Origin of the sequence: Streptomyces canus (assembly GCF_030815415.1) — a bacterium.
Taxonomy (GTDB): domain Bacteria; phylum Actinomycetota; class Actinomycetes; order Streptomycetales; family Streptomycetaceae; genus Streptomyces; species Streptomyces canus_F.
Window position 1 is genome coordinate 4254651 of record NZ_JAUSWW010000001.1, and the last position, 14485, is coordinate 4269135.

At 71.5% G+C, this 14485-nt stretch carries 14 protein-coding genes; 4 read left to right on the forward strand and 10 right to left on the reverse strand.

The features are described from left to right. Positions 1–66 precede the first annotated feature (66 nt). The 3 genes from QF037_RS19470 to QF037_RS19480 all read left to right on the forward strand — a co-directional run bounded on the left by QF037_RS19470 (position 67) and on the right by QF037_RS19480 (position 3709). The gene (locus QF037_RS19470) at positions 67–2370 is read left to right on the forward strand and encodes a beta-xylosidase/alpha-l-arabinosidase (protein ID WP_307027001.1); all 2304 of its coding nucleotides are present in this window, start codon (positions 67–69) and stop codon (positions 2368–2370) included. A 26-nt stretch (positions 2371–2396) separates the two neighbouring features. Next, positions 2397–2918: a hypothetical protein gene (locus tag QF037_RS19475; protein ID WP_307027002.1), complete on the forward strand. Its 522-nt coding sequence runs from the start codon at positions 2397–2399 to the stop codon at positions 2916–2918. Between the two features lie 209 nt (positions 2919–3127). Next, positions 3128–3709 carry a DUF4253 domain-containing protein gene (locus tag QF037_RS19480; RefSeq protein WP_307027004.1) on the forward strand — a complete coding sequence of 194 codons (582 nt, stop codon included), beginning with the start codon at positions 3128–3130 and terminating at the stop codon, positions 3707–3709. Positions 3710–3716: 7 nt separating this feature from the next. Here the strand turns inward: QF037_RS19480 and QF037_RS19485 are convergent, their stop codons facing one another. The 5 genes from QF037_RS19485 to tsaB all read right to left on the reverse strand — a co-directional run bounded on the left by QF037_RS19485 (position 3717) and on the right by tsaB (position 7880). Beyond that, positions 3717–3971: a hypothetical protein gene (locus tag QF037_RS19485; RefSeq protein ID WP_307027007.1), complete on the reverse strand. Its 255-nt coding sequence runs from the start codon at positions 3969–3971 to the stop codon at positions 3717–3719. Then, a complete protein-coding gene (gene iscB / locus QF037_RS19490) occupies positions 3968–5527 on the reverse strand; it encodes an RNA-guided endonuclease IscB (protein ID WP_307027009.1) in 1560 nt (519 codons plus the stop codon). The genes QF037_RS19485 and iscB overlap by 4 nt, the downstream gene beginning before the upstream one ends. A 76-nt stretch (positions 5528–5603) precedes the next feature. Continuing rightward, complete coding sequence (gene tsaD / locus QF037_RS19495; RefSeq protein WP_307027010.1) at positions 5604–6716, reverse strand: tRNA (adenosine(37)-N6)-threonylcarbamoyltransferase complex transferase subunit TsaD; 1113 nt, start codon at positions 6714–6716, stop codon at positions 5604–5606. Next, positions 6709–7206 carry a ribosomal protein S18-alanine N-acetyltransferase gene (gene rimI / locus QF037_RS19500; RefSeq protein ID WP_307037258.1) on the reverse strand — a complete coding sequence of 166 codons (498 nt, stop codon included), beginning with the start codon at positions 7204–7206 and terminating at the stop codon, positions 6709–6711. The genes tsaD and rimI overlap by 8 nt, the downstream gene beginning before the upstream one ends. A gap of 17 nt (positions 7207–7223) precedes the next feature. Next, positions 7224–7880: a tRNA (adenosine(37)-N6)-threonylcarbamoyltransferase complex dimerization subunit type 1 TsaB gene (gene tsaB / locus QF037_RS19505; protein ID WP_266888931.1), complete on the reverse strand. Its 657-nt coding sequence runs from the start codon at positions 7878–7880 to the stop codon at positions 7224–7226. 108 nt (positions 7881–7988) lie between these two features. On the opposite strand from tsaB, the gene QF037_RS19510 reads away from it, so the two are divergent. After that, a complete protein-coding gene (locus QF037_RS19510; protein ID WP_307027013.1) occupies positions 7989–8543 on the forward strand; it encodes a hypothetical protein in 555 nt (184 codons plus the stop codon). A gap of 463 nt (positions 8544–9006) precedes the next feature. On the opposite strand, the gene tsaE is transcribed toward QF037_RS19510, so the two are convergent. From tsaE to QF037_RS19535, 5 genes are all read right to left on the reverse strand, one after another. Then, positions 9007–9519 carry a tRNA (adenosine(37)-N6)-threonylcarbamoyltransferase complex ATPase subunit type 1 TsaE gene (gene tsaE, locus QF037_RS19515; protein WP_307027015.1) on the reverse strand — a complete coding sequence of 171 codons (513 nt, stop codon included), beginning with the start codon at positions 9517–9519 and terminating at the stop codon, positions 9007–9009. After that, entirely contained in the window at positions 9485–10720 is a 1236-nt protein-coding gene (locus tag QF037_RS19520; RefSeq protein ID WP_307027017.1) for an alpha/beta fold hydrolase, read from the reverse strand. Before QF037_RS19520 ends, tsaE begins: the two co-directional genes overlap by 35 nt. 51 nt (positions 10721–10771) lie before the next feature. Continuing rightward, positions 10772–11944, reverse strand: coding sequence for an alanine racemase (gene alr / locus QF037_RS19525; protein WP_307027019.1), 1173 nt, complete (start codon positions 11942–11944; stop codon positions 10772–10774). 45 nt (positions 11945–11989) lie between these two features. Further along, positions 11990–12865, reverse strand: coding sequence for a L,D-transpeptidase family protein (locus tag QF037_RS19530; protein WP_307027021.1), 876 nt, complete (start codon positions 12863–12865; stop codon positions 11990–11992). Positions 12866–12946: 81 nt separating this feature from the next. Then, positions 12947–14380, reverse strand: coding sequence for an NAD(P)H-hydrate dehydratase (locus QF037_RS19535; RefSeq protein WP_307027023.1), 1434 nt, complete (start codon positions 14378–14380; stop codon positions 12947–12949). Positions 14381–14485: the final 105 nt, after the last annotated feature.

A 14485-nucleotide genomic window follows, 5' to 3' on the forward strand; every position in this document is an offset into this window, starting at 1 on the left:
CGAAACATTCGTCAGGTGCATTCGATTAGGGACATTCGTGAGGGCCTTCACCCTGACAGGAGTTTCATGACCACCGCCCCCTGGCGTGACCGCGCCCTGCCCGCCGCCGCTCGCGTCGACGACCTCCTCTCCCGGATGACCCTTCAGGAGAAGACCGCCCAGCTGTACGGCGTGTGGGTGGGCGCCAGCGCGGACGGCGAGGGAGTCGCGCCGCTGCAGCGAGAGATGACGGCCGACTACGACTGGTCCGAGCTGATCACCCATGGTCTCGGCCAGCTGACCCGCCCCTTCGGCACCGCCCCCGTGGACCCGGCGCTGGGCGCGCAGGCACTGGCCCGCGCCCAGCGCCGTATCGCGGCGGCGGGCCGCTTCGGCATCCCGGCACTCGCCCACGAGGAGTGCCTGGCCGGCTTCACGGCCTGGCAGGCCACCGCCTATCCGGTCCCGCTCGCCTGGGGTGCGAGCTTCGACCCGCCGCTCGTCGAGGAGATGGCCCGGGGCATCGGCCGGGACCTGCGCGCGGTCGGAGTCCACCAGGGCCTCGCCCCGGTCCTGGACGTCGTCCGCGACCCGCGCTGGGGGCGGGTCGAGGAGACCGTCGGCGAGGACCCGTACCTCGTCGGCACGATCGGTGCCGCCTACGTCCGGGGCCTGGAGTCGGCCGGGATCGTCGCCACCCTCAAGCACTTCGCCGGGTACGCGTCCTCGGCGGGCGCCCGCAACCAGGCACCGGTACGGGCCGGCGCCCGCGAGCTCGCGGACGTGACCCTGCCGCCGTTCCAGATGGCGCTGCGCGAGGGCGGGGCGCGCTCGGTGATGGCGGCCTACAACGAGACGGACGGCGTCCCGGCCTCGGCGGACCCGGGCCTGCTGACCGGACTCCTGCGCGAGGAATGGGGCTTCACCGGCACGATCGTCTCCGACTACTTCGGCATCGGCTTCCTCCAGAGCCAGCACCGGGTCGCCGGCTCGGAGGCGGAGGCCGCCCACGCGGCGCTCGCGGCCGGCCTCGACGTCGAACTGCCCACCCTGAAGTGCTACGGCAAACCGCTCCTCGACGCCGTACAGGCGGGCGAGGTCCCCGAGGAGCTCATCGACCGGGCGGTCCGCCGGGTCCTGCTCCAGAAGTGCGAGCTGGGCCTCCTGGACGAGGACTGGACCCCCGAGCCGACCGGCCGGATCAATCTCGACTCGACGGCGAACCGCGCCCTGGCCCGCCGCCTCGCCGAGGAGTCGGTGGTCCTGCTGGACAACCCGGACGGTGTCCTCCCGCTGTCCCCGGACACGAGGATCGCGGTGGTGGGCCCGAGGGCGGCCGACGCCCTGGCGATGCTCGGCTGCTACTCCTTCCCGTCCCACGTCCTGACCCAGCACCCGGACATCCCGATGGGCATCGAGATCCCGACCGTCCTGGAGGCCCTGCGCGCCGAACTCCCCGACGCCAAGGTGACGTTCGCTGAGGGCTGCGACACCTCGGACCCCGATCGGTCCGGCTTCACGGAGGCGGTGGCGCGGACGTCCGAGGCGGACGTGTGCGTGGCGGTCCTGGGCGACCGGGCGGGCCTGTTCGGCCGGGGCACATCGGGCGAGGGCTGCGATGTGACGGACCTCCGGCTCCCCGGCGTACAGAGCGAACTGCTGGACACCCTGGTCGCCACCGGCGTGCCCGTCGTCCTGGTGCTGCTGACCGGCCGGCCGTACGCGCTCGGCCGCTGGAACGGGCGCCTGGCCGCCGCGGTGCAGGCGTTCTTCCCCGGTGAGGAGGGCGGTCCGGCGGTCGCGGGAGTGCTGTCGGGCCGCGTCAATCCCTCGGGCCGCCTCCCGGTGAGCGTCCCGCAGGTGCCGGGCGGCCAGCCCTGGACCTACCTCCAGCCGCCGCTGGGGCTCGCGGGCGAGGTCAGCAATCTGGACCCGACACCGCTGTACGCGTTCGGGCACGGCAGGTCGTACACGTCGTTCGCCTGGGAATCCGATGCCGCCGACACGGAGATCGGCACGGACGGCACCTACGACATGACCGTGACCGTCCGCAACACCGGTGACCGCGAGGGCGCCGAGGTCGTCCAGCTGTATCTGCACGACCCGGTGGCCTCGGTGACCCGGCCGGACGTCCGCCTGATCGGCTACCAGCGCGTGCAGCTGGCCCCGGGAGCGGCGGCGCGGGTCTCCTTCCGCTTCCACACCGACCTGTCCTCCTTCACGGATCGTTCACTCCGGAGGGTCGTCGAACCGGGCATCCTGGAACTGCGGTTGGCGGCATCCAGTACGGACGTACGGCACACGACCCGGCTGAACCTCACGGGGCCGGTACGGGTGCTGGGCCCGGACCGTGTGCTGCGCTGCGAGACGGAGGTGTCGGGACCGGCCTGACCCTCCGCGCCTGGGGGAGGCTCGCCATGGACAGATACGTCCACCATGAACTGCGGTCCGTGTACACCGCGTTGGCCGCTCTCGCCGTCAGTCTGGCGGTGACGGGCGGCGTGCGCGGTGCGCCGATGACGGCCTACGGGGCGGGAAGGTTCGCCCTCGGCATGATCGCGTTCACGGTGGTGTTCACACTGCTCGGCGCGACCCGGCTCAAGTGGGTGGGCGAGATACGGGACTTCGAAGCCGCGGTCCCCCTGGAGACGGCCCCGGCGGACGTCGTCTCCCTGCGCCGCCACCCCCTCAACTGGTGGCTCTTCACGGTGATGTCGGTCTCCACGCCCGTCCTCGCCATCGCCTGGGAACCATGGATCGCCCTGCTCCCCCTGTGGCCGGCCCTCTCCTGGCTGGGCCAGGCCTGGCTGGCCGCCGACTGGGAGCGCAGGAACGGCAAGGTGCTGTGGCGGGGATACGACACGGACGCACCGTGGAAGCTGTCGTACTCCCCCGGCAGGGCCCCTGAAGGAACTGCTCGAAGGACCGCGTCGGCGTAGTCCGGGCGTCCCGCGCGGACTCACGGCCCGCGGACGGCTGCCGGGCCGGGCCGTACGACCCCGCCGACCTCGGCCCGGCCCTGTCGACTTCCAGGCGGTGACCCCGTTGTCAGTGGCACCGCCTAGATTCCGGCCATGGAAGCAACCCTCTCGCACTCCCTGCCGCCGGGCAGGATCGTCGAGTCGTACAGCCACTCCGGTCGCCTGGTGTGGATGGGCGACGCCTGTACGCCGAGCGGACCCGGACCGGCCTGTATCCCGTACTGCTCGAGTACTGCGAGGACTTCTCCGGGTTCAACGTCGGCGGGAACGAGCCGGTCGACGCCGCCGCGTACCTGCGCGGCCAGTGGAAGCCCGGATCCTGGCCGAGCTTCCCGCAGTGGCCGGGCCTGGCCGTACCGGCCGCGACGGGGCTCGACCCAGGTGCGTGTGCGGCGGAGGTCGCCACCGGCGTCGTACGCGAGAACTGGGCCCGTTGTCTGGCCCTGGTCGAGGTCGAGCGAGGCGCCGATTCGCCGGCCACCCTCCACTGGCCGCGCACCGATGATGCGCTGACAGCACTGCTCCACTCCTGGCAGGACCGCTTCGGCGCCCGGGTGGTGGCCTTCATGCACGGCGGCCTGTTCCTCTCGGCCGCGATACCCCCGAAAGACCTCCACGAGGCCCACGTCCTGGCTGGCGAGCACTATCTGGCCTGCCCCGACGTGTTCCACAACAACTTCGACGACTGGGAGAACACCTACCCGCAGGAACTGATGACCCAGCGACGGTGGTACTTCTGGTGGGACTGAGCCCTCGCTAGCCCTCCACCGACTCGAACCGCCACCGATGCACGGCCCGGCTCGCCAACTCTGCGTCCGGCTCGGGAAGTTCCGGCAGCTTCGCGTCGAGTCCCGCGTCCCACCACGTGATGACGAGCACCCGGTCCTGCGGTGCCCGGAAGGTCTCCCGCCGCAGCGGCGCGAGGGGCAGCTCCTGCGCCCGCGCCCAGGCCAGCAGCTCCTCCCCCCGCCCCGCGAGGGCCCGCGCCTCCCACATCAGCGCGACGGTCACCGAACTGCCGCCTCGTCCCGCGTGGCGTAGGCATAACCATCTGCCCGTTGCAGAAGTCGCACATGGCGATGATGGATGCCCTGGATGAGGCCATGTCGGGTACGCATGTTGAACCTGCCGCTGGTACGCACCGCGACCCGACCCACGTGTGTCCCCGCATACCGTCCAATGGGAATCACGGCGCGTACATAGTCGCCAGTTTGGAAGCCGAAGACGGCCTTTACGCGCGGGTTGGTCTTGCGTGGAAAGCCATGACGATCGAGGTCGGTTCGCCGATACCGGCCACGCCCACCGGCAACGGCGGTCAAGACCTCGCGTGGATACACGGTGACCTTGCTCATAACTCCGACGCACAGGGCATCCAGCGTGTGCGTTTTGGAAAGACCCACAGACTGTCTATTCCACTTCGTGCGTCCGCCCGTCGCGACACTCACAGAGGGGAAGGTGGAATTCAGGGCACGACAGAGCGCCCAGCGTGTGGCATTGACTGCGGCCGCATCCCGCAGCGGCTTCTTGGCCTGCGCCTGGATCCGCGCAGCAAGTGCGGGCTTACCCTTGAGGAATTCCTCGACGGCGGTACTGCCTTTGGCATGGTTACAGGGAATACAGGCCAGCGTAAGATTACTGATGCGGTCGGAACCGCCGCGGCTTCGTGGGTGAATATGGTCAATGTTGAGGGGCACGCCGGAGGCACCGCAGTAGGCGCATCTCCGCTGCCACTTGGAGAGCAGATATTCACGCACTTCGGCACCCGCCAGGGTGCCGTGCTGGTACTCGGCGCCCACCAATGTGTCTCCGGAGGCCAGCAGTTGGGTGTCGAATGCGGCCAGCTCGACGTGGACTGCGGTCACCGGCGCCCAGCGGGTCAGCCGAGTGGCCCACGTCTTGGTGGTTTCCACCCGGTGGCGCAGTGACGGCGCGAGCCAACCTTCAGGTCGTGCGCGGTTGCGGAAACGGCGGGTGCGATAACGCAGGTTGCGTGATCGCCGTCCACGCCGGTGGGCAGCACGCGCAGTGAGCTTGTCGCGGATCTGACCGCCTCTGTGCTGGAGTTCGACGTGATACAGGCCCCGACGTACGCCCTTGCCAGTGGCTGCGAACACCGCGAGGCCCGTGTATTTACTGCCGGGATCGATACCCAATTCCACGCCGCTCACCACCGATTCGGCATCAGTACGGTCCTTGAGGCGGATGACGAACGGAGTGTGCCGGGCGACAACCGCCCGGCCCGCCTTCAGCAGCTTGCGTGCCCTGGCAGGGCTGGTCGGCTGCAATGGCCGCCCGTGCCGATCCAGGACGAACACCGCAGGATGAGACAGTCGGGCCGCAAGGCCCTCGCCCGGCACCGAAGTGCCGGGGTGACGCCGGTCGGGCTCGGTGACGCCCTCCCCGGTCTCCCCTCGACCATGTTCCACGCCGGGTACCACGCCGTCGGTGTGGTCTTCGCGCCCCGTTTCGTCCCTGCTCCCGGGGGTGTCTGCTGGCGCGAATTCCAGAGCAAGCTGCTGAGGAAGCACAGCTTGGTGGGTCCGCTGTCCTGCGTGAAACGTAGCCATCTGGTCACCTCCTTCTGGAGATGGCTGGGTCTGGTCACCCACGGGCCGTCCTGTTTTCAGCAGACAGACCCCGCCCCTAGAGGCGGGGAGCGGGTGACGAGTAGAGGTTCTCCTTGTTGACCTCATGCACGTGGTCATGACGATGATGCCCTGGAACATGCGTATCCGTCACAGGAAGCGAGGAATCCGCCGAAAGATCCCATGATGATGGCGTTCGGTTCCGGGCGACCATCTCCGCACCCAGCGCGGCCACCATCGCCCCGTTGTCCGTGCACAGCTTCGGCCGCGGCACCCGCAGCCGGATCCCGGCCGCCTCGCACCGCTCCTGGGCCAGCACCCGCAGCCGGGAGTTCGCGGCGACACCGCCGCCGATCATCAGATGGTCGACGCCCTCGTCCTTGCAGGCACGGACGGCCTTGCGGGTCAGCACGTCCACGACCGCCTCCTGGAAGGACGCCGCCACGTCCCGCACCGGCACCTCCTCACCGGCGGCCCGCCTGGCCTCGATCCAACGGGCCACGGCGGTCTTCAGACCGGAGAAGGAGAAGTCGTACAGCGGGTCACGCGGCCCGGTCAGCCCGCGCGGGAACGCGATCGCGCTCGGGTCGCCCTCCTTCGCGTACCGGTCGATGACCGGACCGCCGGGGAAACCGAGGTTCAGCACGCGCGCGATCTTGTCGAAGGCCTCGCCCGCCGCGTCGTCGATGGTCGCGCCCATGGGCCGCACATCGGAGGTGATGTCGCTCGACAACAGCAGGGAGGAATGACCCCCGGACACCAGCAGCGCCATCGTCGGCTCGGGCAGCGCCCCGTGCTCCAGCTGGTCCACGCAGATGTGGGAGGCGAGGTGGTTGACGCCGTACAGCGGCTTGCCGAGCGCGTAGGCGTACGCCTTCGCCGCCGAAACGCCGACCAGCAGCGCGCCCGCCAGCCCGGGACCGGCGGTCACCGCGATGCCGTCCAGGTCCTTCGCCGTGACACCGGCTTCCTTCAGCGCGCGCTCGATGGTCGGCACCATCGCCTCCAGGTGCGCACGCGAGGCGACCTCGGGCACGACCCCGCCGAAACGGGCGTGCTCGTCGACGCTGGAGGCGATCGCGTCCGCGAGCAGGGTGGTGCCGCGGACGATGCCGACGCCGGTCTCGTCGCAGGAGGTCTCGATGCCGAGGACGAGAGGTTCGTCAGTCATTGTTCTCGGTTCCTTGTTCGGAGGTGGAACCCGCGGCGGAGCCGCCCTTGGATTCCGTGGTCAGTCGCATGACCAGGGCGTCGACGCTGCCGGGCTGGTAGTAGCCGCGCCGGAAGCCGATCGCCTCGAAGCCGTACCGCTCGTAGAGCTTCTGCGCGCGCACGTTGTCGATCCGGCACTCCAGCATCACTTCGGCGCACTCGAAGGCGGTGGCCGCGCGCAGGAGTTCGGTCAGCAGCCGCCCGCCGAGTCCGGTGCCCCAATAGTCGCGGGCGACGGCGATGGTCTGCACGTCGGCGAGGTCACCGGACGCGGCGATCCCGGCGTACCCGACGAGCCGTTCACCGTCCTCGGCGACGACGAAGCGCCGGGTCGCCGAAGCGCCGCGCGCATGGGCCAGCTCGGACCAGAACATGCCCCGCGACCAGGCGTCCTCGGGAAAGAGGTCCTTCTCCAGCACCAGGACGGGATCGATGTCCCACCAGCGCATCTCGCGCAGCACGGCGGTCACTTGGGGGTGACCACCTTGTAGTTCTTCGGCACCTGGGCGTCGGGCCGGCGCAGATACAGCGGCCGCGGGGCGGGGAGTTCCGCACCGGCGGCGAGTCTCTCGGCGGCGAGCGCGGCGAGCGCGGCGGCGGAGACATGCTCGGGCTCACGCGCGACCGGGAAGGTGTCCGGGTAGAGCAGCGCCCCCGCCCCGACCGCGGGCAGACCCGCGACCTGCTCGGCGATCTCGGCGGGCCGGTCGACGGCCGGGTCGGTCAGCCGCGTACGGGAGTCGGCGTAGCGCGCCCAGTAGACCTCCTTGCGCCGCGCGTCGGTCGCCACGACGAAGGGGCCCTCGTCGATGTCGGCGGCGTAGGCGAGTCCGTCGAGCGTGCACACACCGTGCACGGGGACGCCGAGCGCGAGCCCGAAGGTGTCGGCGGTCATCAGTCCGACGCGCAGTCCGGTGTAGGGACCGGGCCCGATGCCTACGACGATGCCGGTGACGGCGTCGAGTTTCAGCCCGGCCTCGGCGAGGACACGGTCGACGGCCGGCAGCAGCAGCTCGCCGTGCCGGCGCGCGTCCACCTGACTCGAAGAGGTGACGACGTCCGTACCGTCATGCAGCGCGACGGTCACGGCGGGGGTGGCGGTATCCAGAGCGAGCAAGAGCACGCAAACAGCCTACGGCTCCCGCGCCGCGCGTATCGCCGCCCCGGTCGCGGGCGCCCCGACTGCTAACGTCGCCGAGGATCACGCCGTACGACAACGAGGTGGACGACCGTGTCAAGCACCAGCGCCTGGATTGTGACCGGGCTCACCACGGCGGCCCTGGTCACGGTGGGTGTCCTGGCCTACCAGGCCTCGGCGAGCGTCCCGGTCGCGCTCGGCACCTCGCACCGCAGCGGTGAGCCCGCGGCCGCCGCCTCGAAGGCGCTCCGCGACACCGGACACCCCACCGCCCTGCCCGCCGGCTCCGGCAAGGGTGAACGGGTCGTGTACTCGGTGGACGACGACCGGGTCTGGCTGGTTCGTAAGGACGACCGGGTCCAGCGCACCTTCAAGGTCACCCCGGGCACGGTCGACCCGATCCCGGGCTCCTACTCCGTCACGTCCCGCTCGAACTCGGTCACCGGCACCGACGGCATCCCCGTCGAGCACGTCGTCCGCTTCACCAGCGTCGACAGCGTCACGATCGGCTTCAGCGCGGCAGTCGACGGCCCGACACCGGAGAACGACCCCACGGCGAAAACGGGCGGCATCCGCGAGTCCCGCGAGGACGGCAACGCAATGTGGGACTTCGCGACGATCGGGCAACGGGTCGTAGTAATCCGCTGAGCGATGGCGCGCCCCTTCAGGGGCGCGGGGCTGTATCGATATGCGGCTCCGCCGCGCTGGGGGTCCCCCGCTCGAGCGAAGTCGAGAGTGGGGGAGCGACCAGCCCACCGGCCCGCAGGCAAAGAACCAACCTCAGGCGGCTTTGCGCTGCCCGGCAGCAGACGACCGCACCGCTTCCCGGTCAGGCACCCGCGGCGGCGTGGAAATCACGTTCGCCGCAGCACAGGCCGCCAGCAAGTCCCGCATGGGAACCGGCACCGCGGACACCACACGCGGCGCCGCCTCGTCTCGTTCCGTGGCCGCCATGGACGCCTCCTGAGCACCGGGGGCGGACGTAGTTAGGTAGACCTAACTACGAACTGGATACCATGTCACCACGCACACGACCGCAAATGCAATATCTTGCCGACGTCTTGTCGGAATATTCATCCACCGATGCTCGAGCGGGGCAGCGCGCGCAGGCTCAGGCGGTCAGCACACCGAGGCCGACGGCCGCCCAGCGCTCCCCTAGCCCGGTCAGCGTCACGTGCCGCACCTCGTCGGTGGTGTCCCCGACGGCACGGTGGATCCGCACCTGGAGCCGCTCGGCGGTGAGCTCCTCGACCTTGCCCTCGCCCCACTCCACGACGATCACCGAGTCGGACAGCGAGACATCGAGATCGAGGTCCTCCATCTCGTCGAGCCCGCCGCCCAGGCGGTACGCGTCGACGTGGACGAGCGGCGGACCGTCACCGAGGGAGGGGTGCACCCGGGCGATCACGAAGGTCGGGGACGTGACGGCTCCCCGCACGCCCAGCCCCTCCCCCAGCCCCCGGGTCAGCGTCGTCTTGCCCGCCCCGAGCTCGCCGCTGAGCATCACGAGATCCCCGGCGCGCAGCAGCTTGGCCAGCTTCAGGCCCAGCTCACGCATCTGCTCGGGGGAGGTGACGGTCAGTTCGGTCTCAACCGGGTTGTGCGGTGCTGCTGGTGCTTCCATAGCCACCCACGGTAGCTCCTGCCGGCACGGCACCCGCGCGGGTGAGGAGGTCCGCGATGCGGTCGGTGACCACTTCCGGGTGTTCCAGCATCACCAGGTGCCCGGCGTCCGGCACGAGCACCAGTTCGGCGTCCGGCAGCAGCCCGGCGATGGCCTCGCTGTGCTCGCTGGGCGTGACGAGGTCCCCGATCCCGGCCAGCACGAGCACCGGGAGATCCATGAAGTGGGCGAGCGCCTCGGTCTTGTCGTGGTCGGTGAACGCCGGATAGAACTCGGCGACCACGTCGATCGGCGTCCCCTCGATCATCCGCTCGGCGAACCGGGCGACGGCCGGGTCCACGTCCCGGCTCGCGAACGAGTACCGCTTGATGATCCCCGCGAACAGGTCGGCGGTGGCCTGCCGGCCCTTCTCCACCAGGTCGGCCCGCTGCCCCAGCGCCTTCAGCACCCCGGGCAGGATCCGTCGTACGGCATTCACTCCCGCGACGGGCAGCCCGAAGTTGACCTCGCCGAGCCGCCCCGACGACGTGCCGACGAGGGCGACGGCGACCACCCGCTCACGGATGAGTTCGGGAAACGCGTCGGCGAGCGCCATGACGGTCATCCCGCCCATGGAGTGCCCCACGAGCACGATCGGTCCCTCGGGCGCGGCGGCGTCGATGACGGCCTTCAGATCGCGCCCCAGCTCGTCGATGCTGACCGGAACGTCGTCCTGCACCTGCTGCACCCCGCGCCCGGACCGGCCGTGGCTGCGCTGGTCCCAGTGGACGGTCCGCACGACTCCGCGCAGTGCGGCCCGCTGGAAGTGCCAGGAGTCCTGGCTGAGGCAGTAGCCGTGGCTGAAGACGACGGTGACGGGCAGCGGGGCCTTGCGTCCGAAGAGCCGGCGCCGGCGCGGGGCGGACCCGCCCTCCGGCTCCACGTCGTCGACCTCGTAGTACAGCTCGGTGCCGTCGTCGGCGTACGCCTTGCCGGGCATGCCACGCAGCGAGCCGTAGGGCCCGGCGGAGTCGAGCGCGAGCCGCGCCTTCTTCCGCATGCCGCGCCCGACGGTCATCCGCTCGAGGGCGACACCGGCCGCCGCTCCCGCCGCGACCACGCCTATCGCGGCACCCGCGATCCCGGTCGCCCTGCGCCAGCTCCCGGCCGCCCCCGTGGCGGAGACCACGGCTACGACAGCCTCCGCGCTGCTCTCGCTCACGTACCGCTCCTCTTCGCCGGACTGCTGGACCACCACTTGCTGCTGGGTCGGTTACCCCGGTTGTCCCTCATTCACATAGACGCGGGGAATGCGGCTTCCGATCCGGGTGACGATTTCGTACGCGATGGTCCCGGCCGCCTGGGCCCAGTCCTCGGCGGTGGGCTCACCGCGGTCGCCGGGCCCGAAGAGGATCGCCTCCGAGCCGGTCTCGGGCTCGTCGCCGCCGAGGTCGACGACGAACTGGTCCATGGCGATCCGTCCCGCGACGGTCCGCCACTTGCCGGCGACCAGGACGGGTCCGGTGCCGGAGGCGTGTCGCGGGACGCCGTCCGCGTAGCCGACGGGCACCAGGCCGAGGGTGGTCTCGCCGGGGGTGACGTAGTGGTGTCCGTAGCTGACGCCGTGCCCGCCCGGGACCCGCTTGACCAGCGCCACCGACGCGCTCAGCGTCATCACCGGGCGCAGTCCGAAGTCGGCCGGGCTGCCGAGCTCGGGGCTCGGCGAGATGCCGTAGACGGCGACGCCGGTCCGCACGAGGTCGAAGTGGGTCTCGGGAAGCGTGAGCGTGGCCGGTGAGTTGGCGATGTGCCGCACCTCGGGCCGGACGCCGGCCTCTTCGGCGTACGCCACCATCTCGCGGAACAGGGTGAGCTGGGCGGCGATGGAGGGGTGCCCGGGTTCGTCGGCGCAGGCGAAGTGCGACCAGAGTCCGGTGACGCGCAGGAGGCCCGCTTCCTCGGCCCGCAGGGCGTGGGCGACCAGCTCGGCCCAGTCGTCCCCCGGCTGGCAGCCGTTCCGCCCCAGGCCGGTGTCGGCCTTGAGCTGCACGCGCGCGGGGACACCGGCCTCCCGGGCGGCCGCGACGACCTCGTCCAGGGCCCACATCCCGCTGACGGAGACGTCGAGGTCGGCCTCGACGGCCTCCCTCCAGGGTCCGCCCGGGGTCCAGAGCCAGCACATGACGCGGACGTCGCGCAGGCCCTCGCGCCGCAGCTCGAGGGCCTCCTCGGGCGTCGCCGTGCCCAGCCAGGTCGCCCCCGCCTCGACGGCCGCGCGGGCGCACGGCACCGCCCCGTGGCCGTACGCGTCGGACTTGACCACGGCCATCAGGGCCGCGCCCGGCGCGAGGGCGCGCAGGGCCCGCACATTGGCCCGCAGGGCGGCCAGGTCGATCTCGGCGCGGGCGCGCAGGGGCGCGCTCCGCGGGGCAGGTGTCTCACTCATGGCGCCCCCAGTCTCTCAGAGGGGTCCGACAGTCCCCGCGGACGCCTATGCTCCCGGTCGCCGCCCCCAGACATAGACCCGGTCGCCCTTCCTCAGCACGCCCCACAGCCTGCGCGCGTCCCCGAGCCGCAGATTGACGCAGCCCATCGAGCCGACGGTGGTGAAGATGCTGCCGTAGACGGCGTGGAAGGCCTGGCCGCCGCTGAAGAACTGCGCGTAGGGCATGGGCTGGTGGTAGAGCGTGGACACATGGTTCTTGTGCTTCCAGTAGACCTTGAACCAGCCCGTACGGGTCTTGTACCCGGCCCGTCCGCTCCGCATGGGCACCGGCCCGAAGACGACCTTCTTGCCCTTCTGCACCCAGGTGATCTGCCGGTCGAGATCGACACAGGCGACGCGGTACGTGCGGACCGGGCACTTCTTGGCGGCGTTGGGGTTCTTCTTCGCGGACAGGTACTGCATCCGGGACCAGGTGACCGGCCCCGCGAACCCGATGGCGGGCTTGATCTTCTGCTTGACCTGGAAAGCCCGGATGGCCTTGCAGTCGGCCTTGGACTGCTTCCCGTCCACCTTCAGCTTCAGCCACCGCTCGACCTGCCGCTGATAGGGCCCGCGTGAGGTGGTGCACGAGACCCGGGCGACGGCGTCGGCGAGCGGCACATACTCGACCAGGTCGTACGCCCCCGGAGCGGCCTGCGCCGGTTCGACGGCATCCTCCTGGGCGGTGGGCTCGTACACCCGCGGCGCGAGGGCCTGGTCGGGGCTGTCGATCTGCCAGGGCTGGTACTCGCCGGGGACGAGTTCGGCCTCGGAGCCGGGGGCGGGCGGCGGGGGCGCGGCGGAGGCGGTTCCGGCGGGCAGCACGGTGGCGGCCACGAGGAGCGCCGTGACGCCCCGGCGGGCGATATGTCTGCTGATCATGCGATCAGAGAAACGTGGGCCCCGCGAGGACAGGGGGTACCACGCGGGGAGGTCACTCGTACGTACGCTACGCAGCCCCGGTCACCCGGCCCGCACGTCCCTCCAGGCCCCCCGGATCCCGTCCGCCACGTCATGCGCTCCCACCGGCGCCCCGTCGGCCGCGAACCGCCCCGCGAGCCCGTGCAGATACGCCGCCGCGCTTCCCGCGTCCACCGCGGAGAGCCCGGCCGCGAGCAGCGATCCCGCCAGGCCCGACAGCACGTCCCCGCTCCCCGCCGTGGCCAGCCACGCGGTCCCCGTCGGGTTCACCCGCACCGCCCCGCCCCCGGAGTCCGCGACCAATGTCGTCGACCCCTTGAGCAGCACCGTCGCCCCGTACCGCCCCGCCAACTCCCGTACGGACTCCAGCCGGGCCTCCTCGACCGACTCCCGCGCCACCCCCAGCAGCGCCGCCGCCTCCCCGGCGTGCGGCGTCATCAGCGTCGGCGCGCGGCGTCCCCGCACGGCACCGGCGTCCGCCAGCCGCAGCCCGTCCGCGTCGATCAGCACCGGCACATCCGCGGCCAGCACCTCAGCCACGCTCGCCGCGTCGTCCCCCGCCCCGGGCCCGACGACCCACGCCTGCACCCGCCCCGCCCGCTTCGGCCCCTGGTCCGACACCAGCGTCTCGGGAAAGCGGGCGATGACGGCGTCCCCGGCGGGCCCGACGTAGCGCACCGCCCCCGCGCCGCCCCGCAGCGCGCCCGCCACGGCGAGCACGGCCGCACCCGGATAGCGGGCGGAGCCGGCGGCGATCCCCACGACCCCTCGCCGGTACTTGTCGCTCTCCCCCGTCGGCACCGGCAGCAGCCGGGCCACGTCCGCGTGCTGCAACGCCTCCAGCTCCGCCTCGACGGGCAGCGCCAGCCCGATGTCCACGAGCCGCACGGACCCGGCGTACTCCCGGGCCGGGTCCACCAGCAGCCCCGGCTTGTGGGTGCCGAAGGTGACGGTCAGGTCGGCGCGGATCGCGGCCCCGCGCACCTCCCCGGTGTCGGCGTCGACGCCGCTGGGCAGGTCGACGGCGACGACGGCGGCGCGCGACGTCTCGACCACCGGGGCGAGCCGGGCCGCGTCCGGCCGCAGTCCGCCCTTCCCGCCGATCCCGACGATGCCGTCGAGGACGAGGTCGGCCCGCGGGATCAGGTCCTCGGCCCCCTCGACGCCCGCCACCGCGCCCCCCGCCCGCCGCAGCGCCGCGAGCCCTTCGGCATGGGCCCGCTCCGGCGCGAGCAGCACCGCGGTGACGCCGGCGCCCCGCCGTGCGAGCCGGGCCCCGGCGTACAGGGCGTCCCCGCCGTTGTCACCGCTGCCGACCAGCAGCACGATCCGGCTGCCGTACACCCGCCCCAGCAGGTCGGCGCAGGCGGCGGCGAGTCCGGCGGCCGCCCGCTGCATCAACGCTCCCTCCGGCAGCCGTGCCATGAGCTCCCGCTCGGCCGCCCTGACCGTCTCCACGCTGTACGCACTACGCATGGGTCCGAGTCTCCCCCGAGCGTGACGAACCTCGCCGCAGCCATTGACGCTTTACCGCGCCTTTGCCAAAATCCCCCCTCCCCACGGCATGAATCGATTCAGTCG

Bases quoted from the DNA above. Each gene is read 5' to 3' on its own strand.
- QF037_RS19470 (WP_307027001.1), top strand. From the start codon at position 67: ATGACCACCGCCCCCTGGCGTGACCGCGCCCTGCCCGCCGCCGCTCGC.
- QF037_RS19475 (WP_307027002.1), top strand. From the start codon at position 2,397: ATGGACAGATACGTCCACCATGAACTGCGGTCCGTGTACACCGCGTTG.
- iscB (WP_307027009.1), bottom strand. From the start codon at position 5,527: ATGGCTACGTTTCACGCAGGACAGCGGACCCACCAAGCTGTGCTTCCT.
- tsaD (WP_307027010.1), bottom strand. From the start codon at position 6,716: ATGACTGACGAACCTCTCGTCCTCGGCATCGAGACCTCCTGCGACGAG.
- rimI (WP_307037258.1), bottom strand. From the start codon at position 7,206: ATGCGCTGGTGGGACATCGATCCCGTCCTGGTGCTGGAGAAGGACCTC.
- tsaE (WP_307027015.1), bottom strand. From the start codon at position 9,519: ATGGAAGCACCAGCAGCACCGCACAACCCGGTTGAGACCGAACTGACC.
- alr (WP_307027019.1), bottom strand. From the start codon at position 11,944: ATGAGTGAGACACCTGCCCCGCGGAGCGCGCCCCTGCGCGCCCGCGCC.
- QF037_RS19530 (WP_307027021.1), bottom strand. From the start codon at position 12,865: ATGATCAGCAGACATATCGCCCGCCGGGGCGTCACGGCGCTCCTCGTG.
- QF037_RS19535 (WP_307027023.1), bottom strand. From the start codon at position 14,380: ATGCGTAGTGCGTACAGCGTGGAGACGGTCAGGGCGGCCGAGCGGGAG.